This is a genomic window from Bradyrhizobium retamae, from assembly GCF_001440415.1.
In the GTDB taxonomy this organism is placed as follows: Bacteria; Pseudomonadota; Alphaproteobacteria; order Rhizobiales; family Xanthobacteraceae; genus Bradyrhizobium; species Bradyrhizobium retamae.
Map to the genome: position 1 here is coordinate 85,519 of NZ_LLYA01000101.1, position 25,607 is coordinate 111,125.

The window sequence follows — 25,607 nt, forward strand, 5'->3', positions numbered from 1 at the left end:
CCCACTATCCCTCCGAAATCACAATAGAAATGGTGGCACGCTGCCGTCTCGCTCTACGAGCGGACAGGTCGCTTTGCCCACGCTACGATTTTGTCGCTCAAGCCTTCTCCAGATCGAAATCCGCCCAGACTGGCACGTGGTCGGACGGTTTCTCCCAGGCGCGGACGTAGCTGTCGACGCCGACATCGGTCAGGCGGTCGCTGGCCTGCGGCGACAGCAGGAGGTGGTCGATTCGAAGGCCCCAGTTCTTCTGCCAGGCGCCCGCCTGATAGTCCCAGAACGTGTAGAGGCCCGGTTCGTCGGTCACCGCGCGTAGCGCATCGGTCAGGCCGAGGCCGAGCAGGGACTGGAAGGCCTCGCGGGTTTGCGGGCGGAACAGCGCGTCGTTACCCCAGGCGGCGGGGTTATAGACGTCGGCGGCAGCCGGAATGACGTTGAAGTCGCCTGCGAGGACCAACGGTTCTTCCGCCTTAAGCCGCTCTTTCGAGTACTCAAGAAGCCGCGACATCCATTTGAGTTTATAGGGATATTTTTCCGTGTCCGGCGGGTTTCCGTTGGGCAGATAGAGGCAGGCGATCCGCATCACGCCGGTCTTCAGCGTCACCACGCCTTCGAGGAATCTGGCATGGGCGTCCTCGTCGTCGCCGGCCAGGCCCGATTTGGTCTCGTCGAACGGCAGTTTCGACAGCAGGGCGACACCGTTGAAGGTCTTCTGTCCGTGGGTGACGACGTTATAGCCGAGCGACTCGATCTCCAGCCGCGGGAACGCATCGTCAACGCACTTGGTTTCCTGCAGGCAGACGACGTCCGGCGAGCAGTCTTTCAGCCACGTCAAGAGAGGCTCGAGCCGCTGCCGGATCGAATTGACGTTCCAGGTTGCAACACGCATGAATTCTGTCCGGACCGTAACTACACAATTTCTGCTGCAGTGGCATACCATGTGCAGCCGGGCTGTGATAACCGTTTAAGAATAAGGCGCAAACATCGCCGTCAAGGGGCAGGAGTAAACCGTCCCGTCCGTTGTGGACCGGCGAGCGTGAAAATTATGAAAAAGCGTACCTTGATACTTGTTACCGGCGCCATCGCCATTGCTACCGCGGCCGGCTTCATTACCCGCTCCTCATGGATGGGCGGCAGCAGCAACGCTCAAGCCCCGCAGCGGCCGCGGACAGTTTCGGTCGAAATGGCGAAGGCGGAGCGCAAATCCGTCCCGGTCGATGTCGACGCCAATGGGACGGTGACGCCGATCTCCAGCGTGGCGCTGAAATCGCGGCTGGAAACCACCATCGTCGCGGTGCATTTCGAGGACGGCGCCAAGGTCAACCAGGGCGACTTGCTGTTCACACTCGATAGCCGCCAGATCGACGCCCAGATCGAACAGGCCGAGGGCGTGCTCGCCAGGGACCAGGCGCAGCTCGAGGGCGCGCAGCGTGACCTCCGCCGCTTCAACGATCTGGTCGCCAAGGGCGCGACCACGCAGGTCAACGTCGATAACGCCAGGACACAGTCCGATATCCTGACCGGTACCATCAAGGCCAACCAGGCTGCGCTGGACAACCTGAAGGTCCAGAAAAGCTACACCATGATCCGCGCGCCTTTCTCGGGCCGGATCAGCGCGGCCAACGTGAAGGTCGGCAATTTCGTGCGCCCCGCCGATACCACCCCGCTTGCGGTCATCAACCAGATGGCGCCGGTCTATGTGACATTCGCGGTACCGCAACGCGTGCTGGTCGATTTGCGGGAGTCGATGGCGAAAGGGATCTCCACCGTCACCGCGATGATCCCGGGCCATCGGCGTTCAGAGACCGGCAAGGTCGCGATGGTCGAGAACACCGTGGACGCGACCACCGGCATGGTCACCGTGCGCGGCATTATGGCCAACGAGAATGAGACGTTGTGGCCGGGCACATTGGTCGCCACCAAGCTCGTCATCCGCAACGAAGACGCAATCGTGGTGCCGACGGTCGCCGTGCAGCGCAGCCAGAGCGGCAATTTCGTCTTCGTGGTCAAGGACGGGGTCGCCAAGGTCCAACCGGTCACGGTCGACCGCACCACGCAGGGCATCTCGGTGATTTCGGAGGGGCTCGCCGGCGACGAGAACGTGGTGGTCGACGGGCAATTGCTGCTGTCTGACGGAACGCGGGTCGAGCCGCGAGCCAAAAAGGCCGGGGCCTAGCCGATGACCCTGTCCGAACTCTGCATCCGCCGGCCGGTCATGACGACGCTGATCACGGCGTCGATCATCGCGTTCGGGATCTTCGGCTTTCGCCTGTTGCCGGTTTCGGCGCTGCCGCGGGTCGATTTCCCGACCATCGCCGTGACCGCAACCCTGCCGGGTGCGAGCGCGGACACCATGGCGTCCTCCGTTGCGGGCGTCATCGAGCGCCAGCTCTCGACGATCTCCGGCATCTCGTCGATGTCGTCGAACTCGTCGCAGGGCACCAGCACCATCACCATCCAGTTCGACCTCAACCGCAACATCGATGCCGCCGCGCTCGACGTGCAGACCGCGCTGACGATCGCGCAGCGCCGGTTGCCGCGTGAGATGATCATCCCGCCGAGTTTCCGCAAAGTGAATCCGGCGGATTTCCCGGTGCTGTTCGTGGTGCTCGGGTCGTCGACGCTGCCGCTGTCGGCGGTCAACGAGTATGGCGAGATCACGATCGGCCAAACCCTGTCGCAGATACCCGGAGTCGCGCAGGTCAGCGTCTACGGCGCGCAGAAATTCGCCATCCGCGTCCAGGCCGATCCGGAGGCCGCCGCGGCGCGCGGGCTGTCGCTCGAGGACATTCGCAATGCGGTTTCGGCCGCCAATTCCTCGACCCCGGTCGGCACGCTGAACGGACCGAAGCAGGACGTGGCGCTGCAGGCCTCGGGCCAGATGGATAAGGCGATGGACTATCGCCAGATCGTGGTGGCCTGGCGCAACGGTTCCCCGGTCAAGCTCGACGAGGTGGCGCGGATCTACGATAGCGTCGAGAACGAGCGGATCGCGAGCTGGCTGAACGGCGACCGTTCCATCGTGCTCGGCATCCAGAAGCAGCCGGACGCCAACACGGTGGCGGTGGTCGACTCCATCCTGGCCAAACTGCCGGTGCTGCGGGCGCAGATCCCGCCATCGGTCTCGATCAACGTGCTGATGGACCGCTCGGTCTCGATCCGCCAGTCGGTGGCCGACGTCGAGGAAACGCTTTTGATCGCGATCGGGCTGGTGATCCTAGTGATCTTCCTGTTCCTGCGCTCGGCGTCCGCGACCTTCATTCCGGCGCTGGCGGTGCCGATTTCGCTGTTCGGCACCTGCGCGGTGATGTACGCGCTCGACTACTCCATCAACAACATGACGCTCTTGGCGCTGACACTCTCGGTCGGTTTCGTAGTCGACGACGCCATCGTCATGCTGGAAAACATCGTCCGCCACATCGAGCACGGCATGCGGCCGTTTGAGGCGGCGCTGAAGGGCGCCCGCGAGATCGGCTTCACCATCATTTCGATCACGTTTTCTCTAATCGCGGTGTTCATCCCGGTGCTGCTGATGGGCGGCATCGTCGGCCGCGTGTTCCGCGAGTTCGCGGTCACGGTCTCGGTCGCCATCCTGGTATCCGGGTTCGTCTCGCTGACGTTGACGCCGATGCTGTGCGCGCGCGTGCTGCGGGCGCATGACGCGACCAAGCGGCCGAACATCGTGCTCCGCATCTTCGAGAGGATGTTCGATTCCTGGCTGCGCGCCTATGAATGGACGCTCGACTGGGTGCTGGCCCGAAAATTCCTGATGCTGATGGTGACGCTGGCGACGCTGGGCGGCACCGTCTACCTCTATATGATCGTGCCGAAGGGCTTCTTCCCGCAGGAGGACACCGGCTTTCTGATAGGCGTGACCGAAGCTGCCACAGACACCTCGTTCGATGCGATGAAGGAGCGGCAGCAGGCGCTGGTCGACGTGCTGAGATCCGATCCGGCGATCGACTACATCAACTCCACCGTCGGCTCGGGCGGCCCCAATCCGACGGCGAATTATGGACGCCTGTTTATCGCCCTGAAGCCGAAAAAGGAGCGTGACAACCTCAACACCATCATCGGACGGCTGCGTGCCAATGCGCGACAGGTTCCGGGCATGCAGGCGTTCTTCCAGCCGATCCAGAACCTCAATATCGGCGGCCGGATTTCGAAGAGCCAGTATCAATACGTGATGCAGAGCGGCGACACCGACTCGTTGTACCGGCTGGCGCCGGAAATGCGCGAGAAGATCGAGAAGCTGCCCGGCCTGCTCGACGTCACCACCGATCTCTACATCAAGAACCCGCAGATGACGGTCGATATCGACCGCGAGAAGGCCGCTGTCTACGGCATCACCGTCGATCAGGTGCGCAACCAGCTCTACAATGCCTACGGCGCGCGCCAGATCGGCACCATCTACATGCCGTCGAACGACTACCAGATTATCCTGGAAGTGCAGCCGCAGTTCCGGGTCGATCCGTCGGATCTCTCCAAACTCTACATGAAGACGCAGAACAACCAGACCATCCCGCTGTCGGCGGTGGCGAAGCTGGTTCCGACGGTCGGTCCGCTGCAGATCAACCATCAGGCGCAGCAGCCGGCGGTGACGATCTCCTTCAACCTCGCGCCGGGCTATTCGCTGGGTTACGCGGTCGACGAGATCACTAAGCTCGAGCAGGCTTCGAATCTTCCGGCGACGATCGCCACCGGATTCTCGGGCACCGCGCAGGTGTTCCAGGATTCGTTGCGCGGGCAGGGCGTCCTGATCCTCGCTGCCGTGTTCGCCGCCTTCGTCATCCTCGGCATTCTCTACGAGAGCTTTATCCACCCGATCACCATCATCTCGGGCCTGCCGTCGGCCGGCATCGGCGCGATCCTGACCCTGATGATGTTTGGGATGGAAATGTCCGTGATTGCGATGATCGGCATCGTGATGCTGGTCGGCATCGTCAAAAAGAACGCCATCATGATGGTCGACTTCGCGCTGGAGCGTCGCCGGGTCGGCTTAAGCGCCGAGCACGCGATCCGGGAAGCGGCGCTCTTGCGTTTCCGTCCGATTATGATGACGACGTTCGCCGCGATCTTCGGCACGCTGCCGATCGCGCTCGGCGCCGGTGCCGGCGCGGAACTGCGCCAGCCGCTCGGCGTCGCCGTGGTCGGCGGTCTCTGCCTGTCACAACTGCTGACGCTGTACATCACGCCCGTCATCTACATTTATCTCGACCGCATCGACCGCCGCCTGCGGCGCAAGCTCGAACCGCAACTGCAGGAAGCGGGCGAGGGCGAGCGGCCGCACGTGGTCGCCGCCGAATGACGACGTTCGGGCGGGCATCGCGATTCATCGCCTTGCTGATCGCGTTCGCATGGGTGGGGGGCACAATCGACCGCGCCAACGCCGACGAGCCGATCGAAATCTTCGACGCCCATCTGCACTACAATTGGGAGCCAAAGCCTCATTTTGGCGTGGACGAGGTGCTGGCGCTGTTCAAGAAACACCGCGTCACCGGCATCCTCGCGACCAGCCGTCCGAACACCGGCACGCATGCGCTTATGGATGCCAAGCCGCAGGGCCTTTGGCTTGTGCCGTTCATCCGGCCCTATCGGGTCCGCGCCGACATCCAGAGCTGGTTCGGCGACCCCTTCATCTTCGACCTCGTGCAGGACGAGTTCAAACGCGGCTATTACCGCGGCATCGGCGAATTCCATATCTCGGGCAAGGCGGCCGATACCGAGTGGGTGAAGAAGACCGTCGATTTCGCGGTCGAGCACGACCTCTATCTGCACGCCCATGCCGATGACGTGGCCGTCGAAATCCTGATGCGCCATAATCCCCGCGCCCGCATCATCTGGGCCCATACCGGTTTTGGGCTCTCGACCGACCGCGTCGCCGAGATGCTGTCGAAATATTCGAAATTGTGGGGCGAGTTGTCCTACCGCGGCGGCATCGTTGGCGGCGGCGGAAAACTGACGGACGAATGGCGCGCCTTGTTCGAGCGTTACCCCGACCGCTTCCTGCTCGGCTCCGACACCTGGATCAACCAGCGCTGGGAGAGCTACGGCGAGATCATCGCGGAGTACCGTGCCTGGCTCGCGCAGCTACCGCCAAAGGTCGCTGCGCAGATTGCCCATGGCAATGCGCGGGCGTTGTTTGGTCCTGCCCACTAACCCGTGTACTCATAAATGGGACGTTCGGCCTAGGTGCGTTCGGCGTCCGCCTGTTCCCCAAGAGCGGCGCAAAAGCCAACGCGCCAGTCGGAATACATGGCAATCACGGCGCTCGTTTTGGTCCGATCAGCTCGAATTGAAACTTCTGCTCATCACTCAGTGCAGCATAGAAGTCTTCCAGCGCGTCGCTTACCAGATTGATGGCTTGTTGCATGGTACCGAGCCGACCATCCACCGCGGCGAGGCGAGCGGGCGGCGTGATCGCATCTTTCGGCTGACATTCATAGCTCAGCATTTCGACAGCTCTGGCGCTGGCACGCTGCAGCCGTTCAAGCGCGTCGTGTTGGGCATCGTTCGGGTGTAGCCTTGCCTCGATCTCGCCAGCCGGCCACTGCAACGCGGCTGGCAGGGATGCTTCGCAGCCCTGGGCCGGCGCCTTCGTGGCCCCGTTTGCGGACGCCGTCTTGAGCTGATCATCGGCGAGTGCATTGAGCCGTGTTTTCTGCTCGTCATTCAGCAGATCATAAAGCTCCTCAAGCGGCGGCTGCAGGGATATTACCGCAGTGAGAAGTGCCGCAGTGCGCTGCTGCATCAGGGCCAATCGGGCTGGCGCCGTTGATGCGGGCTGCGTCGGACAAGATGCCTGAATGATCTGGGCGGCCGAGTTCGACGCGTCGGCAAGTTGGTCCAGCGCGGCCCGTTGCGCCTCGGTTGGCTGAATCGCCCGCTGAATCTGATCAATGGCGAGACCGATAATTTCGCGGTCGCCATCACCGCAGAGCTGCTGCAGCGGCGGGATCCTTCGTTCGCTTTGGCCGGAAGAGACCGGTGCCATATAGGCCGCTAGTTCGTCACTGCCGTAAGGCCCAAAAATTCCGGCATAGATGTCGGGGTAGCCGTAGTCCCAGAAGCCCATGGCATCGCCGAAGATGGCATAACCATAAATATCATTGTAGGCGAACGGCCAGAACAGCGGCCCAACCCAGCCATATCCGCCATGGCCATGCGACCACCACCCATTTGTAGTGCTACGGTCACCATGCCAGCGAGCAAGTGCGGCAGTCGCGGCGATCTGCCTGCGTGCCGCGGGGTCAGTGAATAGCCTGCCAACAACCAACCCCTCCTCGCCGGTGGGCTGGTTCGTCGCGGACGGGATGTTTTGTAAAGCGGCGGGAGCACTTTTTAAAGCGACGGGAGCGTTTTTGGCCCGACGGACGTGCACCCGGCGGTGATGCCTGGGGCGGCTGTGAAGCAGCCCTGGCGCAAGCAAGCGGGCGAACGCGGACTTCACGCTGCCAAGTGGGCTGCCAAGTGGGCCGAGACCAAAATGTCCACGTCCTTTCGCAGTGGCGGCACTCGACAGCGCGGTCACCAGTACGACAGCGATCACTGTAACGCCGAACTTCGACATGGCACCTCCCGTGCCAAGCCTTGGCCGCGCCACTTATGACGCCGCACAGGATCGAAAGTTCCTTGTAAGCAATCATGCAAACCAAGGCATCGCGCGCCAAGACGGCAGCAATCACGTCGTTTCACAAGGCCCGAGTGGCGCATACAGTCCGCAGAAGTCGGCCTTAGGTCGAAAGCTGATCACTTCAAAATTGTCCGCTTTTAGCGGATACGTTTGAAAAGCCAGTTCGCGCTGAAGTGCGAACTCTTTCCAGCCCGCTGGTGCATCCTCGCGTCCGCGCGCTACAAGGCTTTAGCCACAGGGGCGCACGGCTGGGCCCTCGCCTGCAGGCGGGATACCGCCTCGGCCAGCGGAACGTCGGCCTGTGAGCCGTCGCGCTCGCGCAGGCTCACCCGGCCGTCCCTCATCTCGCGGCCGCCGACGATAGCCATCACCGGCACCGCCATTTCATGCGCTGCCACGATGCGCCGCGAAAGAGTATCGGTGCCGTCATAGGCAACGGCCCGAATCCCGGCATCCTCGAACGCCGCGAGAACGTCCGCGCCGTATCCGACCTGGTCTTTCGAGATCGGCGCGACCGCGATTTGGTCCGGTGATAGCCAGAACGGAAGCATGCCGCCATGGTGCTCGAGCAGGATCGCGATCATGCGGCCGAGCGATCCGAAGATGGCGTGATGGACCATCAGGGGATTGGCGCGGCTGCCGTCGGGGGCAATGTAGGACGCCTCGAGCCGCTGCGGCAGCACGCCGTCGAGCTGCACCGTGCCGCACTGCCAGGATCGTCCCAGCCGGTCGCGCAGCGCGAATTCCAGCTTCGGTCCGTAGAACGCGCCTTCGCCGGGATTGATTTGCGGCACGAGGCCACATTGCCTCGCGGCATCGCCGAGCTTCGCCTCTGACCAGTCCCAGTTCGCATCACCGCCGGCCGCGTGGCCAGCGCCACCTCGTAGTTGGGAAACCTGAGGTCCCGGTAGACCTCGCCCAGCAGGGTGATGAAGCGTGCGACTTCGGCTTCAACGTCCTGTTCGCGGCAGAACACATGGGCATCGTCTTGCTCGAAGGCGCGCGTCCGCATGATGCCGTGAAGCGAACCGGAAGGCTCATTGCGGTGGCAAGCGCCGAACTCGGCATAGCGGATCGGAAGCTCCCGCCACGAGCGCAGCCCCTTATTGAAGATCTGCACGTGGCACGGGCACGACATCGGTTTCAGCGCCATCGCCAGCTCGCCGTCGTCGATCCGGAACATGTGCTCGCCGAATTTGTCCCAGTGGCCGCTGCGGCCCCAGAACTCCTTTGGCAGCAGCTGTGGCGTCCGGACCTCGGCATAGCCGGCTCGGCGCATCTTGCGACGGAGATAGTCCTCCAGCACCCGGTAGACCGCGTAGCCGCGCGGATGCCAGAACACCATGCCCGGCGTATCTTCCTGAAGGTGCCAGGATTTGAGCTTCACGCCGAGATTTCTGTGGTCGAGATCGTCCATGGCTGTGTTCCTTGTGATGGGAAAAAGCGCGGACGGGGACCATCAAAAACCAGAAAAGGCCCCGTCCGTCGCCGGCGGGGCCTTTTCTGGGTGAAGTACGCTTGTCTCTAGCGCGCGCAACCAGCAGGCGATCCGCCGTAAGCGGTCGCCGTGGTGGTCAATGCGGCTGATCGAAGCTTATTCATGCTCTGTATATGGCGGCAAAACGCTCAGGCGTCAACGCCAGCCGCTTGGCGTCGCGGAATATGGATGATGCGCAGGGACATCAATACTGCTGTGGCGGATGATGCGGCTCGTTGGTCAGAATGCCGGTCTGCTCAGTAACGCGCTTGAAATCGGCAAACGTCTTGGCGGCTAGCGCTCAATCCGCAAACTGACCGGCCGCCTTGATGATCGGCGCCCAGCGGTCGACCTCGCTGATCAACTGCTTCTTCAAGGCTTCGGGCGTCGCGTCGCTTTGCGGGACAGGTTCCGTGTTGATGTCGTTGAACCGCTTCACCAAATCCGGATCGCGCAACGCCTCTTGCAGCGTCCTGGACAGTTTTTGAACGATCTCGTCGGGTGTACCCTTCGGCGCGTAGATACCGTGCCATGCGCCGACTTCAAAGCCCTTCAGGCCCGCTTCGTCGGCGGCCGGTAGATCGGGCATGGATGCGAGCCGTGTCTTCGTCGTGATGGCGTAGGCCTTGACCAGCTTCGATGCGATCGGGCTCGTTGTGTTTGTGGTCTGGTCGCAGGAGAGGTCGATCTGCTTGGCGATCAGGTCGTTCATGACAGGCGCATTGCCCTTGTAGGGCACCGTCAGGACCTGCTTGCCGACCGCCGTCATGAACAGCATGCCGCATAGGTGCGACGCGGCGCCAAGGCCGGCATTGCCGAACGTCATCTTGTCGCCGTTGGCCTTGATGTAGGTAACGAGTTCGGCGAGCGTGTTCGGCGGCAGATCGGGGCGCCCGATGATCGTCATTGGCGCATTGGTGACAAGGCCGATCGGGGCGAATGCCGTTTTGGTGTCGTAAGGCAGCTTGCGATACAGCGTGGCGGCTGTGGAGATGCCGATATGGTGGATCAGGAGGGTGTAGCCGTCCGCCTCCGCGCGTGAGGCGCGCGTGGCCGCAATGGTGCCGCCGGCGCCCGTGGCGTTTTCGATGACGATGGTCTGACCGAGGAGTTTTGACATCGATTGCGCCGTCACCCGCGCGACCGTGTCGGTGGCGCCGCCGGCGGCGAACGGGACCAGCAGCGTAATAGGTCTGCTGGGATAGTTCTGCGCCAAAGCGGTCGAACTGAGCATCGCGAACGCTGCGGCGATGACGGCTGTTTTCCTCATACGTGCCTCCCGGAGAATTTGTTTTGTTTGGCTTTTAACGCAGGCCTCTTGCTGCACGACCGGTTCGCCGTGCGGGCCTCACACGTTGGAGCTATGAATCGCCTCCACAACAGCCGCGGTGACATCTTTGGTCGTCGCGGTGCCGCCGACATCGGGCGTCGTAATGCCGGCGCCGGTGACCTTCTCCACAGCACGCATCAGCCGCGCCGAGGCTTCAGCCTCGCCGAGATGATCGAGCATCTGCGATGCCGTCCAGAAACTCGCGACCGGGTTGGCAATGCCCTTGCCGGTGATGTCGAATGCCGAGCCGTGGATCGGCTCGAACATCGAGGGAAAGCGCCGCTCCGGATCGATGTTCGCCGTCGGTGCCACACCGAGGCTGCCGGCGAGCGCACCGGCGAGATCGGACAGAATATCGGCGTGAAGGTTGGTGGCGACGATGGTGTCGAGGCTCTGCGGTTTCAGCGTCATCCGCACCGTCATCGCATCGACCAGCATCTTGTCCCAGGTAACGTCTGGGAATTCTTTCGACACCTGCTCGGCGATCTCGTCCCACATCACCATGCCATGCCGCTGCGCGTTCGATTTTGTCACCACCGTGAGCAGCTTGCGCGGCCGCGACTGCGCCAGGCGGAACGCATAGCGCATGATGCGCTGGACCCCGACGCGGGTGAAGATGGCGACCTCCGTGCCGACTTCCTCCGGCAGGCCGCGATGCACCCGTCCGCCGCAGCCGGCATATTCGCCTTCGGAATTTTCACGCACGATCACCCAGTCGAGGTCACCCACCTCGGCATGGCGAAGCGGCGAGGTGATGCCGGGCAGGATCCGGGTCGGGCGCACGTTGGCGTATTGGTCAAATCCCTGGCAGATCGGCAAGCGCAGGCCCCACAGCGTGATGTGATCGGGCACGTCGGGCGCGCCGACCGCGCCGAAATAGATCGCGTCGAATTTTTTCAGCGTGGCGAGGCCGTCGGCCGGCATCATGGCGCCGTGCTTGCGGTAATAGGCCGAGCCCCAATCGAAGGTTTCGACGCTGAATTTCACATCGCCAAGCCGCCTCGCGAGGCTTTCGAGCGCGGTGACGCCGGCGGCGATGACCTCCGGGCCGATCCCGTCGGCCGGAATGGCGGCGATTGAATATTCACGCATCGAGTTCTCCTTGGAAACGGCCAGGCCCGCGTCCTATCCACGTCAATTGCGAGGAGCGAAGCGACGAGGCAATCCACCTTTCCACTTGCGGCGCTATGGATTGCTTCGCTGCGCTCGCAATGACGGGGCACCAGCCTTGCTCTCAGGGTATCCTGGGGCCGCTTCTGCCGATGGACAACCGCCTCGCGTTTATACAAAAAATTGATATAATCCCGGCGGGGAGGAGCGATGGACCTTCATCACTTGCGTTGCTTCGTGGCTGCCGCCGAGGAGCTGCATTTTGGCCGGGCGGCGCAGCGGCTCGATATGCTGCCGTCGGCGCTCGGTCGCTTCATCCGCCTGCTCGAAGAGGATCTCGGCACGCGGCTGATGACGCGCACGACGCGAAGCGTTGCGCTGACAGATGATGGCGCCGTGCTGCTCAAGGAGGCGCGGGCGCTGCTGACGCAGGCCGATGCGCTTGCAGGGCGATTTCGCACCGGCGGCCGCAAGCGCGCGGCGATCATTCGCGTCGGCGCCATCGACAGCGCCGCCGCGGGACTGTTGCCAAAACTGCTCCATGATTTCCGGCAGCGCCGGCCCGACGTCAGCGTGCAGCTGGTCGAGGACAAGACGGTCCGCCTGCTGCCGCGCCTGTTGTCCGGCCGGCTCGATCTCGCCTTGGTGCGCCCGCCGGAGCGGCCCGACAAGCGGCTGGAGTTTGCCTTCCTGCTGCACGAGACCGCCGTCGTTGCGGTCGCCGACCGGCATCCGCTGTCGCAGCGCAAGCGCGTGACCATTGCCGATCTCGAAAACCAGCCGTTGATCGTGCCCGAACGCCGCTCGCGTCCGCACAGCCATGACCTCACGATGAAACTGTTTGCCGAGGCGGGGTTAGAGGCGCGCGTCGCCCAGATCGCTGACGAGAAGCAGACCATCGTCAACCTGGTCTCCACCGGCCTCGGCCTCGCGATCGTCCCGCGCTGGACCTCGCGCATGGCGACGCGCGGCGTCCGCTTCATCCGCCTTGCCGCCTCCGACATGAACAAGCTGCCGCTGGCGGCTGCCTGGACGCGCGGCACGCGCGATCCGGTCAGGGACGACGTTCTCGAAATGCTGAAAGCCGATTTGCCGCGCTACGCGCGCGAGGCGTAGCCGCTCCCGTCATCGTCCGCGAAGGGCGAATGCGGACGATCCAGTATTCCAGAGGCCGGAGTGATTGAACGGATAAGCCGCGGCGTACTGGATACCCCGCTTTCGCGGTGTATGACGACCATGGTCGAATAGAATTACCGTCTCAAACCGAAAAACTGGTCCCGCAGCCGCACGACGCCGTGGCGTTCGGGTTGACCACGCGGAAGGAGGCGCCGATCAGGTCGTCGACGAAATCGACTTCGGAGCCGGCGAGGAACGGCACCGAGGCTGGGTCGACCAGCACCACCGCGCCCTCGCGCGCGATCACCAGATCGTCCTCGGCCTTGGCGCGGTCGACGTCGAACTTGTACTGGAAGCCGGAGCAGCCGCCGCCTTCGACGGAAATGCGCAGCATGGCGCCGTCGCCCTCGCTCTTAAGGATTTCGCCGATGCGGCGGGCAGCCCGCTCGCTGACGGTGATGGCAGTGGTCATTGCATGGTCTCCGGCCCCGTCATACCCAATTCATTTGGTATGGCGCGTTAGACATAGTTAAGTGCGCAATCTCGCGGAATCAAATGGATAAGGACTAAAAAACCGTGTCGGTCGGAATGGCTGCCCCCCGCGCGCTTTATGGCTGCGACCCTGACCGGAGCCGCGGGCGGCTGTTCGCGGAGCCGCCGAGCCGGACCCGCAGCCCGTTCCGGCGCGATTGCGACCGGGTGATCCATTCCACCGCGTTCCGCCGGCTAAAGCACAAGACACAAGTTTTCGTGTTCCACGAGGGCGACCATTATCGGACGCGGCTGACCCATTCGCTGGAAGTGGCGCAGATCGCCCGCGCCCTGGCCCGCCAGCTCGGCCTCGATGAGGATCTCACCGAAACGCTGGCGCTGGCCCATGACCTCGGCCATCCCCCGTTCGGCCATGCCGGCGAGCGGGCGCTCGACAAATGCCTTAAGGATCACGGCGGCTTCGACCACAACGCGCAGGCGCTGCGTGTCGTGACCTCGCTGGAGCACCGCTATCCGGAGTTCGACGGGCTGAACCTGACCTGGGAGTCGCTGGAGGGCATCGTCAAGCACAACGGCCCGCTGACCGAGCGGGACGGGGCCCCGGCCGGGCCTTACCGCGACAGCGGCATCCCCATCGGCATTTCCGACTTCGATCAAAAATTCGATCTGGAGCTGTGGAGCTACGCCTCGCTGGAGGCGCAGGCCGCAGCGTTTGCCGACGACATCGCCTATGATGCCCACGACATCGACGACGGCCTGCGCGCCGGCCTGTTTGCTGTCGACGACCTCAAGGTGATGCCGCTCACCGAAGCGATCATCGCCGAGATCGACCGGCACTATCCCAACCTTGACGACGCCAGGCGCGGCGCGGAACTGGTACGTGAGCTGATTTCCTACATGATCGTGGCGGTCATGTCGGAGGCGGCCAGGCGGTTGGCAGAAGCGAAACCGCAATCGGCCGACGACGTCCGCCACCATCACCAGCCGCTGATCGCCTTTCCGCCTGACGTTGCGGAAGAGGAGGCTGCCATCAAGGCGTTCCTGAAGCAGCACATGTACCGCCACAATCGGGTGATGCGGGTAATGGCCGAGGCGGAAGGCATCCTGTTCGACCTGTTCGCGCGCTATCAGAATTCGCCGGGGGACCTGCCGGCCGAATGGGTGGAGGGTACCGAGCGCGTCACGGACGGCGAGCGGGCGCGCCGGATTGGCAATTTCATCGCCGGGATGACCGACCGCTACGCCCTGGTGGAGCACCAGCGGCTTTTTGACTCGACCCCGGATTTGCGTTAGGCGGCGGCCATGTCCGATAAGGCAGCCACACAACATCTGTTCGCCGACGCGCTGGCGCGCGTGCAGGCGGTCTGCGCCGCGCTCGCAGCCGAGGGCCAATGGCCCGCCGGCATCGATTTCTCCCGCGTCGTGGTCGAACCGCCGCGCGATGCCAGCCATGGCGACATGGCGACCAACGCCGCGATGGTGCTGGCCAAGGACGCCAAGGCAAAGCCGCGCGACCTCGCCGACAAGATCGCGGAAAAATTGCGCGCCGACGATCTGGTTGCCGCCGTCGAGGTCGCCGGGCCCGGCTTCATCAATCTCACCTTGAAGCCGCAAGTCTGGGCCGACGAACTGCGCACCGTGCTGCGCGAAGGCGTGTCCTACGGCAAGAGCGCGATCGGCCGCGGCGAAAAGGTCAATGTCGAATATGTCTCCGCCAACCCGACCGGGCCGATGCATGTCGGCCATTGCCGTGGCGCGGTGTTCGGCGACGCGCTGTGCGGCCTGCTGGATTTTGCCGGCTATGACGTCACCCGCGAATATTACATCAATGACGCCGGCGCGCAGGTCGACGTGCTCGCGCGCTCGGCCTACCTGCGCTATCTGGAAGCGCTCGGCGAAATCATCGGCGAGATCCCGGACGGGCTTTACCCCGGCGACTATCTCGTGCCGGTCGGGCAGGCGCTTGCGGCCGAGCACGGAGGCAAGCTGAAGGCGATGGCTGAAGCCGCCTGGCTGCCGATCGTGCGCGCCAAGGCGATCGCCATGATGATGGACATGATCAAGGGCGATCTCGCCGCGCTCAATATCAAGCACGAGGTGTTCTTCTCGGAGCGGTCGCTGATCGAGACCGGCAACAACAAGGTCACCGAGACCATCGATTTCCTGCGCTCCAAGGGCGACATCTACGAGGGCCGCCTGCCGCCGCCGAAGGGCAAGCCGGTCGAGGATTACGAGGACCGGATCCAGACGCTGTTCCGCGCCACCGCCTACGGCGACGACGTCGATCGTCCGCTGATCAAGTCGGATGGCTCTTACACCTACTTCGCTTCCGACATCGCCTATCACAAGAACAAGGTCGATCGCGGCTTCCTCGACATGATCGACGTGTTCGGCGCTGACCATGGCGGTTACATCAAGCGCATGCAGGCGGCGGTGAAGGGCGTCAGCGGCGGCAAGGCCGCGCTTGACGTCAAGGTGGTGCAACTTGTTCGCCTGCTGCGTGCCGGCGAGCCGGTGCGGATGTCGAAACGCTCCGGCGATTTCGTCACACTGCGCGAAGTGGTCGACGAGGTCGGTTCCGATGCGGTGCGGTTCATGATGCTGTTCCGCAAGAACGACGCCGTGCTCGATTTCGACCTCGCCAAAGTGCTCGAGCAATCGAAGGACAATCCGGTCTTCTACGTCCAGTACGGGCATGCCCGCGGCCACTCAATTTTCAAGAATGCCCGCGAGGTCGTTCCAGACCTCCCCGAGGATGACGCGGCCCGGACGGCGTATTTGGGGGATTCCCCGGTGGAGCGGCTGACGGATCCGGCCGAACTTGACCTTTTGAAGCGGCTGGCGCTCTATCCCCGGATGGTCGAGGCGGCGGCGGTCGCACATGAACCGCATCGAATCGCTTTTTATCTGTATGATTTAGCCAGTGAATTTCACGCGTTATGGACGAAAGGGCGGGATTTGCCCTATTTACGCTTCATTATAACTAATGATGCAGAAATCACGAGGGCGCGACTGGCTATGGTCCAGGGCGTCGTCTCGGTTCTGGCATCGGGCTTAGCCGTTCTCGGCGTCCACGCTCCGACCGAGATGCGGTAGGCAGGGGCGAAGGCCCTTCACGAATGGGGGTTCGTGGGGGTATCTGGCAGGGGCCACGCTCGTCATGGTTTGTTTGACATGGCGAGTTGGCGCTGTCCCGTAGGGGATGCATCATCACGATGGCTGATCGATATCAGGACCGACATTTTCCCTCCGCCGACCAGGATCGCGGCGAGAGCGATCCGCTTGCCGAGCTCGCAAGGCTGATCGGGCAGAACGACCCGTACGGGGCTGCCGCCAAACCGGCACCGCATCCTCTGCAGTCGCGAGCGAATGCGCGTCCACAGCGGCATGATCCACCGGAAGATCTCGATGTGCCTCCGGCCCCGCCGGCATGGATGCAGCGCGCGCGCCAGGAAACGCGGCAGGAAACCCCGCCGCCGCCACTTCCATCGCCTTTGCCGCAGGATCAGGCTCACGACGACGAGCCGGACTACCAGCCGGCGCCGGTGCATCCCTTGCACCGCTACGCGGCCCAGCATCAGGCGCCCGCGCAGGACTCGCAGGACTATTACGAGGCTCCACAGCAAGATGCCGACGAGCCGCAGCAGGACCTGTCGCGCTACGACGAAGCGCTGTATGGACGGCTCGAAAATGGCGAGCACGACTATCAGCGCGATCCGGCCTATCCGGACGATCCCTATGCGTACCAGGGCGAATACGAGGAGGAGGAGCCCGCTCCGAAGAAGCGCTCGAGCGGCCTGATGACGGTCGCTGCAGTGCTGGCGTTGGCTGTGGTCGGGACGGGCGCTGCCTTTGCCTATCGCACTTACATCGGTTCGCCCCGCTCGGGCGAGCCGCCGATCATCAGGGCCGACAACAGCCCGACCAAGGTAATGCCGGCACCGTCCGACGCGGGTGCCGCCAAGGCCCCTGACCGCATGCTGCCGGGCGATGGCGGCGAGAAGCTGGTGTCGCGCGAAGAGACGCCGGTCGACCTCAACGCAAGGTCCGGCGCGCCGCGCGTGGTGTTTCCGCCGCTAAATCCGAATAGCAACCCGCCGCCGGTCGCAAGCGTTTCGCCGTCCGGCCCGCCGCCGCAGACGGGCGTGAACGGTACGATGCCGAACAACGAGCCGCGCAGGATCAGGACGCTCGCCGTCAAGGGCGACCCCGCCGACAATGGCGGCATTCCGGCAGGGGCCAGCGCGCCGCCGCCGAGGCCGGCACCGACGACCCGCAGCGCTGCGGCTTCGCCGCCGGCTCCTGCCCAGCCGCCGGCGCGTAACCCCGCGTCGGCGAACGCCAGCGCCAACACGCCGATGCCGCTCACGCCGCAGGGTGGGGCTGATCCTGCTCCGGCGCCGACTCGAATGGCGGCAACCAATCCGACCCAGCCGGCTGCCCCGGCCGGGGGAGGCTACTTGGTCCAGGTCTCTTCGCAGAAGAACGAGGCCGACGCGCAGGCCTCCTACCGGGCGCTGCAGAGCAAGTTCCCGAGCGTGCTGGGACAGCACTCGTCGCTGGTGAAACGCGTCGATCTCGGCGAAAAGGGTGTCTATTACCGTGCGTTCGCCGGCCCGTTCGGCTCTTCCGAAGAGGCGGCGCAGGTCTGCAGCAGCCTGAAATCTGCCGGCGGGCAGTGCTTCGTCCAAAGGAATTAACGGCGGTTTCCTTGACCCCGGGGCCATGAGGGGCCTAATCGGCCCCCATGACAAGTCGCGCATTCATCACGGGCGTATCGGGACTCGAGCTGAGCGCCGCGGAGCGCGAATTCATCCGTGGGATGCGGCCGTGGGGCTTGATCCTGTTCAAACGCAATGTCGAGACGCCGGATCAAGTATCTGCGCTTGTTGATGAATTCCGGGGTTTTGTAGGCGAGGCGGATGCGCCGGTCCTGATCGACCAGGAAGGCGGGCGAGTGGCCCGGCTCGGGCCGCCGCATTGGCCGGTATATCCGCCCGGCGCCACCTTCGGTGCGCTCTACGACATCGAGCCGGTGCTGGGCCTGCAAGCCGCCCGCTTGAGCTCGCGCCTGATTGCGGCCGATCTGATCGACCTCGGCATCACCGTCGACTGTCTGCCGCTGGCGGACGTGCCGGTGGCTGGCGCGGACGCCGTGATCGGCAACCGGGCTTATGGAACCGAGCCGGGCAAGGTCGCGGCGATCGCCCGCGCCGTCACCGAGGGGCTGGAGCAGGGCGGCGTCTTACCCGTGCTGAAGCATATTCCTGGCCATGGCCGGGCAAATGCGGATAGCCATTTCCGGCTCCCGACCGTTGATACAGCGCGGGAAGAGCTGGAACGGACCGATTTCGCCGCCTTTCAGCCGCTGGCGGACCTGCCGATGGCCATGACCGCGCATGTTGTGTTTAGCGCGTTAGACCCCGTCCATCCGGCGACGACTTCTGCGACAATCATCCGGCAGGTGATTCGCGGCGTAATTGGGTTCCAGGGTTTGCTGATGAGTGATGACGTGTCGATGAATGCGCTGGCCGGATCGATCTCGGATCGGACCCGCGCCATCGTCAGCGCCGGCTGCGACATCGTCCTGCACTGCAACGGCAAGCTCGACGAAATGCGCGATGTGGCGCGCGAGACGCCGGAATTGGCGGGCGAGGCCTTGAATCGGGCCAAACGGGCGCTGGCCTCGCGAAAGCAGCCTGAGCCGTTCGACCGGCAGGCAGCGCGGACTGAACTCGAAGCGTTGATGGATCGGGTAGGAACGGCATGACGGCTGAGATTCTATCGTTTGAAACCGGACGGCCCGCCGAAATCACCGAAGGCGAGCCGGCGCTGGTCGTCGACGTCGAGGGCTATGAGGGCCCGCTCGACCTGCTGCTCACCCTGGCGCGGCAGCAGAAGGTCGATCTGGCCAAGATTTCGATCCTGGCGCTGGCCGATCAGTATCTGATCTTCATCGAGGCGGCGCGAAAGATCCGCCTCGAACTCGCCGCCGATTACCTCGTGATGGCGGCCTGGCTGGCGTTCCTGAAATCGCGCCTATTGCTGCCTGAACCGGCCACGCCTGATGGGCCGAGCGCCGAGGAAATGGCCACCGCCCTGGCCAACCGGCTGCGCAGGCTCGAAGCCATCCGCGAAGCCGCCAACCGGTTGATGAACCGGCCGCAGTTCCAGCGCGATATCTTCCCGCGCGGCAATCCGGAAACGATCGCCGAGATCAAGCATCCCAAATTCACGGCGACGCTGTTCGACCTGCTCACCGCCTATGCCACGCAGCGCCAGCAGCGCGTGCTGGCGACGGTGCATTTGGCCAAGCGCACGGTGTGGTCGCTGGCCGAAGCGCGCGCCTCGCTGGAGCGGCTGGTCGGCATGGCCGAATCCGAGGAGTGGAACTGTCTCGACGATTACCTGCTCAGCTATGTGGTCGATCCCTCACAGCGAGCGACGGTGTTCGCCTCGAGCTTTGCCGCGGCGCTCGAACTGGTGCGCGAAGGCGAAATGGAATTGAACCAGAAAGAGGCGTTCGCGCCGCTGTACTTTCGTAAGCGTCCGCCGCAGGCCGCAATGCCTGCGCCGGATATGACGGTCGAGTAAGTGGAAGGAGACCTAGCCATGGCAAGCCTGGCGGAAAAACGCATGGAAGATGCCGAGGATCATCCCATCGACCAACATACCGATCAGGCCGCGCGGCCCGAGGAATTGCGGTTGCTCGAAGCGTTGCTGTTTGCGTCCGCGGACCCGATCGATCAGGCGACGCTTGCCAAGCGCATGCCCGACGGCGTCGACGTCAAGGCGGCGCTGGCGCAATTGCAGGAGGAATATGCACCGCGTGGCGTCAATCTGGTGCGCGTCGCGAACAAATGGACGTTCCGCACCGCGGGCGATCTGTCGTGGCTGATGACGCGCGAAAGCACGGAGACGCGGCGGCTGTCGCGGGCGGCGATCGAGGTGCTCGCGATCATTGCCTATCACCAGCCCGTGACGCGCGCAGAGATCGAGGAGATCCGCGGCGTGATCACGTCAAAGGGAACGCTGGATGTGCTGCTCGAAACCGGCTGGATTCGCCCCCGCGGTCGCCGCAAGACGCCGGGGCGGCCGCTGACGTTCGGCACAACGGAAGCGTTCCTTTCGCAGTTCAGCCTGGAGGCGCTGAGCGACCTGCCGGGCCTGGAAGAACTGAAAGGTACGGGGCTCCTGGATTCGCGGCTGCCTTCCGGCTTCAGCGTTCCGACGCCGTCGGATGACGTGGCGCTACGCGAGGACGAGGATCCGCTGGACGCTGGCGACAATCTGGAACTGCTGCTGGCTCCGGCCGCCGAGCCTGAAGGCGGCAGCGATAGCTAGTTCCGACGGCTCCCCCGATTAATCCACTCAGGCGGGGTTAATAATAGCCATAATACGTAGCCGCGACAGCGATTTGCCGCGGCAGGGGTCCTTGTTTTTGACACCCCGCGGGCCTACCTTCCGCGAAAGCTTGGCCGGAAGCCGGCCGTCTCTTTTGGAGGGTTGCAGGATGGGTTCGCTTAGCATTTGGCACTGGATCGTCGTGATCGCAGTGGTCCTGCTGTTGTTCGGCCGCGGCAAGATTTCTGACCTGATGGGCGATGTCGCAAATGGTATCAAGGCCTTCAAGAAGGGCATGCAGGACGATGAGAAGGCGCCCGAAAAGCCCGCCGAACCGGTGAAGACCATCGATCACAATGCGACGCCGGCGCCGACAGCCCGGACGGATGTCGGCAGCAAGGCTGTCTGAACCAACCAGACATCACCGGGGAAAGACGCCGGTTGAGAAAAGACGCGGGCGGCTCCAAATCTTTGCTAAAGGGATTTGGGCGCAGACGTCTCGCGTGAGCGGAAGAATTCATGTTCGACATCGGGTGGAGTGAACTGGTCATCATCGCGGTCGTCGCGCTGATTGCCATCGGCCCGAAAGAGCTTCCCGGTGTGCTGCGCATGGTCGGGCAATGGATGGGTAAGGCGCGCAAGATGGCGGCCGAATTCCAGGGCCAGTTCCAGGAAGCCATGCGTGAGGCCGAAATGGCCGACCTCAAGAAGAGTTTTGACGAGGTCAAGGACGTGGCTACGGGTCTTTCGCCGGCCAACGTCATGACCTCGCTGCAAAAAGACGTCAACGACGCCCTGCAGATTGGGGATATCGACAAGCCTGCCGACAAGCCGGTGGATGCGCAAGTTGCCTCCGCGACCGGCGAGCCTGTCACGCCAACTACCCCAGCCCTGCCCACGCCGGAAACGTTCGTGGAGGCCGAGGCGCATGCGGCCGCTTCCGAACCGCTGGCGATCACCCGTGAAGTTCAGGCCGCGCCGCAGGATATCGCGCCGGCGGCGCCCGACATTCTCAAGGACGCCAAAGCGTCATGACCATCGAAGACATCGAGGCCAGCAAGGCGCCGTTGATGGACCATCTGATCGAGCTGCGCTCGCGGCTGATCAAGGCGCTGCTCAGCTTTGGCATTGCGTTCATCTTCTGCTTCTTCTTCGCCAAGCAGATCTACAACGTGCTGGTCTGGCCGTTCGTCTGGGTGGCGGGCGCCGAGAATTCGAAGTTCATCTACACCGCGCTGCTGGAATATTTCCTCACGCAATTGAAGCTCGCGCTGTTTGGCGCCGCCTTCATCTCGTTCCCGATCGTGGCGACGCAGATCTATAAATTCGTGGCGCCCGGCCTCTACAAGCACGAGCGTGGCGCGTTTCTGCCGTACCTGATCGCAACTCCGTTCTTCTTCGTGCTCGGCTCGCTCGTGGTCTATTTCGTGGTGCTGCCGATGCTGGTGCGGTTCTCGCTCGGCATGCAGCAGATGGGCGGCGACGAGAGTGCGCAGATTCAGTTGCTGCCCAAGGTCGGCGAATATCTGTCGCTGATGATGTCGCTGATCTTCGCCTTTGGCGTTGCGTTCCAGTTGCCTGTCATCCTGACGCTGCTGGGGCGGATCGGCGTCGTCAACTCCAGGATGCTTCGAGAAAAGCGGCGCTATTTCATCGTCGGCGCCTTCGTCATTGCCGCCGTTCTGACGCCGCCCGACGTCATCAGCCAGGCCTCGCTCGCGATTCCCTTGATGGCGCTCTACGAGGGCGCGATCGTCGCGGTCCGCATGGTGGAAAAGAAGGCCGCCGCGGCGCGGGCGTCCACGGGGACGCCGCCCGCAAGCCCGCCGCCAGAGGCTAATCCGGCCGAGTAGGGCGCTCCGGCCGCATTTTTCCTTATCATAGCTCTCCGCTGCCTATGATTCGTCATGCCCGGCCTTGACCCGGGCATCCACGACTTGGTCTAACGCAGCAAAGACGTGGATGGCCGGGACTCTGGGGTGAAGACGCGCTTCGCGCTTTTGCCCGGCCGTGACGCAGGAAATTGTGGCCATGCACGACATCAAATCGATCCGCGACAACCCCCAGGCGTTCGACGCCGGACTGAAGCGCCGGGGGCTGGCGCCGTTGTCGGCTTCGCTGCTGGCGATCGACGAGAAGCGCCGGGCAGCGATCCTGGCGTCCGAGCAGGCGCAGGCGCGGCGCAATGCGGCTTCGAAGGAAATCGGCGAGGCCAAGAAGGCCAAGGACGACGCGCGCGCCAACAAGCTGATGGCGGAAGTCGCCGAGCTCAAGACCACGATGCCGGAGCTCGAGCTCGCGGCGAAGACGGCAGACGACGAACTGGCGAAAGAACTCGCTGCAATTCCGAACCTGCCGCTCGACGACGTGCCCGAAGGCGCAGACGAGCATGGCAATGTGCAGCGCCACGTCTACGGCAAGATCCGCAGCTACGCCTTCACGCCGAAGCCGCATGATGATCTCGGCGGCGCGCTCGGCTACATGGATTTTGAGGCGGCCGCGAAACTGAGCGGCGCGCGCTTCGTGGTGCTGAAGAAGGGCCTGGCGCGGCTGGAGCGCGCGATTGGGCAGTTCATGCTCGATCTGCACACCAACGAACACGGTTACGCCGAGGTCAGTCCGCCGCTATTGGTGCGCAACGACGTGATGTTCGGCACTGGCCAGTTGCCGAAATTTGAGGACGACCAGTTCTGGGCCATCAAGGGGGAGCTGCTAGCAGCGCCGGATGAGCGATTGAAAACTGAACGTCTGGGTCTCATCCCCACCGCCGAAGTCTCGCTGACCAATCTCGTCCGCGAATCCATAGTCGATGAGAAAGAACTGCCGATGCGGCTGACTGCGCTGACGCCGTGCTTCCGCGCCGAGGCGGGCGCCGCCGGACGCGACACCCGCGGCATGATCCGGCAGCATCAATTTACAAAGGTCGAACTGGTCTCGATCGTGACGCCGGAGACCAGCCGTGACGAGCACGAGCGCATGCTGTCCTGCGCGGAGGAAGTGCTGCGCCGGCTCGACTTGCATTATCGCGTGATGACGCTGTGCTCCGGTGACATGGGATTCTCCGCGCAGAAGACCTACGACATCGAGGTCTGGATGCCGGGTCAATCTTCAAGTCAGGGCGAGGGCGGCGCTTATCGCGAAATTTCGAGCTGCTCGGTCTGTGGTGATTTCCAGGCGCGGCGCATGGATGCGCGTTCGCGTGGGCCCGATGGCAAGCCGCGTTTCGTGCACACGCTGAACGGTTCCGGTACCGCGGTCGGCCGCGCGCTGATCGCGGTGATGGAAACCTATCAGCAGGAAGACGGCTCCATCGCGGTGCCTGCGGTGCTGCAGCCCTATATGGGCGGGCTCAAGATCATCGAGCGGGACAAATAGCGCAAAGCAAAATGGCATTGCATCGCGACATCCTTTGGATCGGGAAGCAATGGGCTGTCACCGGCCACGGGATGCAATTGATCGACCAGCGGCTGATGGGCGCCTTCGATATCGAAGTGGCCCGCCTGTGGGACGACGATCTGATCGAACGCATGCATGCCAAGGAGTGGCTCAACGCCGCCGACTTCGACAAGGGGCTGGCGGTTGCGCGGACGCGACACACGCGGCCGGAGGCGGGATCGGCTGCAGCGCTTCCGGCGATCGAGCCCGTCGCGGCATCTTCGCCCAAGCCGGCGGACGCGAGCGCGCCCCCTCTGCCCGTCGAATCGGCGCAACAGGCATCGCCAGACCTGCAGATGAAAAACGATGGCGGCGCCAGATTTGCCCGCCCCTGGCGCGTCTGGATGAAGAAAACATGAGGGAACAGGCCGGTTTGCTTCAGCCGCGATAGCCGGATAAGACGACAGCCAAAGGCAAAAGCCTACCTCGACCTTAACCTGAAGGCATTTTGACGGATGCGAATTCTCTGCACCAACGACGACGGCATTCATGCGCCGGGTCTGAAGATCGTCGAGGAGATCGCCCGCGCGCTGTCCGACGATGTCTGGATCGTGGCGCCGGAGCTCGATCAGTCCGGTGTCTCGCATTCACTGTCGCTGAACGATCCCTTGCGCTTACGCGAAATCGGTCCGCGCCATTTCGCGGTGCGAGGCACGCCGACGGATTGCGTGATCATGGGCTCGCGCCACATCCTCGGCGAGAAGATGCCCGATCTCGTGCTGTCCGGCGTCAACAAGGGCCGCAACGTCGCCGAGGACGTCGTCTATTCCGGCACGATCGCGGGCGCGCTCGAGGGCACGATCCTGGGCATCCCGTCGTTTGCCCTGAGCCAGGAATTTTCCATCGAGACCCGTCACGCGCCGCTGTGGGATACCGCGCTGAAATTCGGCCCCGGCATCCTGCGCAAGGTGATCGATGCGGGGGTGCCGAAAAATACCGTGATCAACGTCAACTTTCCCGCCTGCACGCCCGATCAGGTCAAGGGTGTTCGGGTGACGCGGCAGGGCAAGCGCAATCTCGGCTTCCTGAAAATTGACAAGCGCCACGACGGCCGCGGCAATCCGTATTACTGGATCGGGTTCGAACGCGCCGCGGCACTGGATACGCCGGCCGATGGCACCGATCTCGCAGCGCTGGCAGCGCGCTACGTCTCGGTCACACCGCTGCGGCTGGATCGTACCGATGAAGCGTTCTCGGAAGAGCTGACGACGACGTTGAAGTAACGCGGAGCACGGTGACGAAGTAGCCGGATTGCGCTTCGCTCCGTTCGGGCTACACGTAGTGCCCTAAACTGGCGCGCTCTTCAACGTGGACGCGATCACCTGGGCCAGCGTTTCCAGTTGGAATGGCTTCTGCAGCGCGGGGCGGTCGCGATATTCCTGCGGCAGGCCGGAGGAGCCGTAGCCGGTCGCAAAAATGAACGGACGGTTGCGCGCTGTGATCAGTTCGGCCACCGGCGTGATCACCTTGCCGTTGACGTTGACGTCGAGAATAGCGAGATCGAATTCGGTCGATTGCACCAGCTTGACCGCTTCACCGATTTCGCCGGCCTCGGCGGCTACGCTGTGTCCCAGCTCTTCCAGCATGTCAGCGACCATCATGCGGATCATGACCTCGTCTTCAACGAGGAAAACAGAACAGCCCGCCGGCCGTGTCGCTACCATGATGGA

The 25,607-nt window shown here is 63.5% G+C and carries 24 protein-coding genes; 16 read left to right on the top strand and 8 right to left on the bottom strand.

Annotation, left to right across the window (positions count from 1 at the left end):
- Positions 1-97: 97 nt before the first annotated feature.
- The gene (gene xth, locus CQ13_RS12010) at positions 98-889 is read right to left on the bottom strand and encodes an exodeoxyribonuclease III (protein WP_057843098.1); all 792 of its coding nucleotides are present in this window, start codon (positions 887-889) and stop codon (positions 98-100) included.
- Between the two features lie 156 nt (positions 890-1,045).
- Between xth and CQ13_RS12015 the strand changes: the two genes are divergently transcribed.
- Genes CQ13_RS12015 through CQ13_RS12025 form a run of 3 tightly spaced genes read left to right on the top strand, consistent with a single transcriptional unit; the run spans position 1,046 to position 6,159 of the window.
- Complete coding sequence (locus CQ13_RS12015; RefSeq protein ID WP_057843099.1) at positions 1,046-2,176, top strand: efflux RND transporter periplasmic adaptor subunit; 1,131 nt, start codon at positions 1,046-1,048, stop codon at positions 2,174-2,176.
- A 3-nt stretch (positions 2,177-2,179) separates the two neighbouring features.
- Entirely contained in the window at positions 2,180-5,308 is a 3,129-nt protein-coding gene (locus tag CQ13_RS12020) for an efflux RND transporter permease subunit (protein WP_057843100.1), read from the top strand.
- Positions 5,305-6,159: an amidohydrolase family protein gene (locus CQ13_RS12025; RefSeq protein WP_057843101.1), complete on the top strand. Its 855-nt coding sequence runs from the start codon at positions 5,305-5,307 to the stop codon at positions 6,157-6,159. Before CQ13_RS12020 ends, CQ13_RS12025 begins: the two co-directional genes overlap by 4 nt.
- 103 nt (positions 6,160-6,262) lie before the next feature.
- On the opposite strand, the gene CQ13_RS40155 is transcribed toward CQ13_RS12025, so the two are convergent.
- From CQ13_RS40155 to CQ13_RS12050, 5 genes are all read right to left on the bottom strand, one after another.
- Entirely contained in the window at positions 6,263-7,570 is a 1,308-nt protein-coding gene (locus CQ13_RS40155) for a Spy/CpxP family protein refolding chaperone (protein WP_063800069.1), read from the bottom strand.
- 281 nt (positions 7,571-7,851) lie between these two features.
- Positions 7,852-8,370 carry a His/Gly/Thr/Pro-type tRNA ligase C-terminal domain-containing protein gene (locus CQ13_RS46420; RefSeq protein WP_283807504.1) on the bottom strand — a complete coding sequence of 173 codons (519 nt, stop codon included), beginning with the start codon at positions 8,368-8,370 and terminating at the stop codon, positions 7,852-7,854.
- Positions 8,253-9,050, bottom strand: a complete 798-nt coding sequence (locus tag CQ13_RS45575; protein ID WP_057843104.1) for an aminoacyl--tRNA ligase-related protein — start codon at positions 9,048-9,050, stop codon at positions 8,253-8,255. Before CQ13_RS45575 ends, CQ13_RS46420 begins: the two co-directional genes overlap by 118 nt.
- A gap of 361 nt (positions 9,051-9,411) precedes the next feature.
- A complete protein-coding gene (locus CQ13_RS12045; RefSeq protein WP_057843105.1) occupies positions 9,412-10,380 on the bottom strand; it encodes a tripartite tricarboxylate transporter substrate-binding protein in 969 nt (322 codons plus the stop codon).
- Positions 10,381-10,458: 78 nt separating this feature from the next.
- The gene (locus CQ13_RS12050; RefSeq protein WP_057843106.1) at positions 10,459-11,532 is read right to left on the bottom strand and encodes a tartrate dehydrogenase; all 1,074 of its coding nucleotides are present in this window, start codon (positions 11,530-11,532) and stop codon (positions 10,459-10,461) included.
- 228 nt (positions 11,533-11,760) lie between these two features.
- Between CQ13_RS12050 and CQ13_RS12055 the strand changes: the two genes are divergently transcribed.
- Positions 11,761-12,666, top strand: coding sequence for a LysR family transcriptional regulator (locus CQ13_RS12055; protein ID WP_057843107.1), 906 nt, complete (start codon positions 11,761-11,763; stop codon positions 12,664-12,666).
- A 142-nt stretch (positions 12,667-12,808) separates the two neighbouring features.
- Here CQ13_RS12055 and erpA read toward each other — a convergent pair whose 3' ends face one another.
- Positions 12,809-13,138 (bottom strand): iron-sulfur cluster insertion protein ErpA, encoded by a 330-nt coding sequence (gene erpA / locus CQ13_RS12060; protein ID WP_057843108.1) that lies wholly within the window; start codon positions 13,136-13,138, stop codon positions 12,809-12,811.
- 104 nt (positions 13,139-13,242) lie between these two features.
- Here erpA and CQ13_RS12065 point away from each other — a divergent pair, with 104 nt between their 5' ends.
- The 12 genes from CQ13_RS12065 to surE all read left to right on the top strand — a co-directional run bounded on the left by CQ13_RS12065 (position 13,243) and on the right by surE (position 25,160).
- Positions 13,243-14,451: a deoxyguanosinetriphosphate triphosphohydrolase gene (locus tag CQ13_RS12065; RefSeq protein WP_156433634.1), complete on the top strand. Its 1,209-nt coding sequence runs from the start codon at positions 13,243-13,245 to the stop codon at positions 14,449-14,451.
- 9 nt (positions 14,452-14,460) lie between these two features.
- Positions 14,461-16,254 (top strand): arginine--tRNA ligase, encoded by a 1,794-nt coding sequence (gene argS / locus CQ13_RS12070; protein WP_057843110.1) that lies wholly within the window; start codon positions 14,461-14,463, stop codon positions 16,252-16,254.
- A 119-nt stretch (positions 16,255-16,373) separates the two neighbouring features.
- The gene (locus tag CQ13_RS12075; RefSeq protein WP_057843111.1) at positions 16,374-17,858 is read left to right on the top strand and encodes an SPOR domain-containing protein; all 1,485 of its coding nucleotides are present in this window, start codon (positions 16,374-16,376) and stop codon (positions 17,856-17,858) included.
- A 47-nt stretch (positions 17,859-17,905) separates the two neighbouring features.
- The gene (nagZ, locus tag CQ13_RS12080) at positions 17,906-18,928 is read left to right on the top strand and encodes a beta-N-acetylhexosaminidase (RefSeq protein ID WP_057843112.1); all 1,023 of its coding nucleotides are present in this window, start codon (positions 17,906-17,908) and stop codon (positions 18,926-18,928) included.
- A complete protein-coding gene (locus tag CQ13_RS12085; RefSeq protein ID WP_057843113.1) occupies positions 18,925-19,752 on the top strand; it encodes a segregation and condensation protein A in 828 nt (275 codons plus the stop codon). Before nagZ ends, CQ13_RS12085 begins: the two co-directional genes overlap by 4 nt.
- A gap of 18 nt (positions 19,753-19,770) precedes the next feature.
- The gene (scpB, locus tag CQ13_RS12090; protein ID WP_057843114.1) at positions 19,771-20,502 is read left to right on the top strand and encodes an SMC-Scp complex subunit ScpB; all 732 of its coding nucleotides are present in this window, start codon (positions 19,771-19,773) and stop codon (positions 20,500-20,502) included.
- 169 nt (positions 20,503-20,671) lie between these two features.
- The gene (locus tag CQ13_RS12095) at positions 20,672-20,911 is read left to right on the top strand and encodes a twin-arginine translocase TatA/TatE family subunit (protein WP_028345916.1); all 240 of its coding nucleotides are present in this window, start codon (positions 20,672-20,674) and stop codon (positions 20,909-20,911) included.
- 110 nt (positions 20,912-21,021) lie between these two features.
- Positions 21,022-21,537, top strand: coding sequence for a Sec-independent protein translocase protein TatB (gene tatB / locus CQ13_RS12100; RefSeq protein ID WP_057843115.1), 516 nt, complete (start codon positions 21,022-21,024; stop codon positions 21,535-21,537).
- Complete coding sequence (gene tatC, locus CQ13_RS12105) at positions 21,534-22,355, top strand: twin-arginine translocase subunit TatC (RefSeq protein ID WP_057843116.1); 822 nt, start codon at positions 21,534-21,536, stop codon at positions 22,353-22,355. The genes tatB and tatC overlap by 4 nt, the downstream gene beginning before the upstream one ends.
- Before the next feature lie 178 nt (positions 22,356-22,533).
- Positions 22,534-23,877, top strand: a complete 1,344-nt coding sequence (gene serS / locus CQ13_RS12110; protein ID WP_057843117.1) for a serine--tRNA ligase — start codon at positions 22,534-22,536, stop codon at positions 23,875-23,877.
- Positions 23,878-23,888: 11 nt separating this feature from the next.
- Positions 23,889-24,296, top strand: a complete 408-nt coding sequence (locus CQ13_RS12115) for a hypothetical protein (RefSeq protein WP_063800070.1) — start codon at positions 23,889-23,891, stop codon at positions 24,294-24,296.
- Positions 24,297-24,392: 96 nt separating this feature from the next.
- Positions 24,393-25,160 (top strand): 5'/3'-nucleotidase SurE, encoded by a 768-nt coding sequence (gene surE, locus CQ13_RS12120; RefSeq protein WP_057843118.1) that lies wholly within the window; start codon positions 24,393-24,395, stop codon positions 25,158-25,160.
- A 63-nt stretch (positions 25,161-25,223) separates the two neighbouring features.
- Here the strand turns inward: surE and CQ13_RS12125 are convergent, their stop codons facing one another.
- The gene (locus tag CQ13_RS12125; protein ID WP_082637436.1) at positions 25,224-25,601 is read right to left on the bottom strand and encodes a response regulator; all 378 of its coding nucleotides are present in this window, start codon (positions 25,599-25,601) and stop codon (positions 25,224-25,226) included.
- Between the last annotated feature and the right edge of the window lie 6 nt (positions 25,602-25,607).

Excerpts from the sequence above, each read along its gene's own strand:
- CQ13_RS12015 (WP_057843099.1), top strand. The coding sequence starts at position 1,046 with ATGAAAAAGCGTACCTTGATACTTGTTACCGGCGCCATCGCCATTGCT.
- CQ13_RS12055 (WP_057843107.1), top strand. The coding sequence starts at position 11,761 with ATGGACCTTCATCACTTGCGTTGCTTCGTGGCTGCCGCCGAGGAGCTG.
- tatC (WP_057843116.1), top strand. The coding sequence starts at position 21,534 with ATGACCATCGAAGACATCGAGGCCAGCAAGGCGCCGTTGATGGACCAT.
- CQ13_RS12020 (WP_057843100.1), top strand. The coding sequence starts at position 2,180 with ATGACCCTGTCCGAACTCTGCATCCGCCGGCCGGTCATGACGACGCTG.
- nagZ (WP_057843112.1), top strand. The coding sequence starts at position 17,906 with ATGACAAGTCGCGCATTCATCACGGGCGTATCGGGACTCGAGCTGAGC.
- CQ13_RS12075 (WP_057843111.1), top strand. The coding sequence starts at position 16,374 with ATGGCTGATCGATATCAGGACCGACATTTTCCCTCCGCCGACCAGGAT.
- CQ13_RS12125 (WP_082637436.1), bottom strand. The coding sequence starts at position 25,601 with ATGGTAGCGACACGGCCGGCGGGCTGTTCTGTTTTCCTCGTTGAAGAC.
- argS (WP_057843110.1), top strand. The coding sequence starts at position 14,461 with ATGTCCGATAAGGCAGCCACACAACATCTGTTCGCCGACGCGCTGGCG.
- CQ13_RS40155 (WP_063800069.1), bottom strand. The coding sequence starts at position 7,570 with ATGTCGAAGTTCGGCGTTACAGTGATCGCTGTCGTACTGGTGACCGCG.
- CQ13_RS12095 (WP_028345916.1), top strand. The coding sequence starts at position 20,672 with ATGGGTTCGCTTAGCATTTGGCACTGGATCGTCGTGATCGCAGTGGTC.
- CQ13_RS12045 (WP_057843105.1), bottom strand. The coding sequence starts at position 10,380 with ATGAGGAAAACAGCCGTCATCGCCGCAGCGTTCGCGATGCTCAGTTCG.
- CQ13_RS12025 (WP_057843101.1), top strand. The coding sequence starts at position 5,305 with ATGACGACGTTCGGGCGGGCATCGCGATTCATCGCCTTGCTGATCGCG.
- CQ13_RS12050 (WP_057843106.1), bottom strand. The coding sequence starts at position 11,532 with ATGCGTGAATATTCAATCGCCGCCATTCCGGCCGACGGGATCGGCCCG.
- CQ13_RS12115 (WP_063800070.1), top strand. The coding sequence starts at position 23,889 with ATGGCATTGCATCGCGACATCCTTTGGATCGGGAAGCAATGGGCTGTC.
- CQ13_RS45575 (WP_057843104.1), bottom strand. The coding sequence starts at position 9,050 with ATGGACGATCTCGACCACAGAAATCTCGGCGTGAAGCTCAAATCCTGG.
- scpB (WP_057843114.1), top strand. The coding sequence starts at position 19,771 with ATGGCAAGCCTGGCGGAAAAACGCATGGAAGATGCCGAGGATCATCCC.
- serS (WP_057843117.1), top strand. The coding sequence starts at position 22,534 with ATGCACGACATCAAATCGATCCGCGACAACCCCCAGGCGTTCGACGCC.
- xth (WP_057843098.1), bottom strand. The coding sequence starts at position 889 with ATGCGTGTTGCAACCTGGAACGTCAATTCGATCCGGCAGCGGCTCGAG.
- surE (WP_057843118.1), top strand. The coding sequence starts at position 24,393 with ATGCGAATTCTCTGCACCAACGACGACGGCATTCATGCGCCGGGTCTG.
- tatB (WP_057843115.1), top strand. The coding sequence starts at position 21,022 with ATGTTCGACATCGGGTGGAGTGAACTGGTCATCATCGCGGTCGTCGCG.
- CQ13_RS12085 (WP_057843113.1), top strand. The coding sequence starts at position 18,925 with ATGACGGCTGAGATTCTATCGTTTGAAACCGGACGGCCCGCCGAAATC.
- erpA (WP_057843108.1), bottom strand. The coding sequence starts at position 13,138 with ATGACCACTGCCATCACCGTCAGCGAGCGGGCTGCCCGCCGCATCGGC.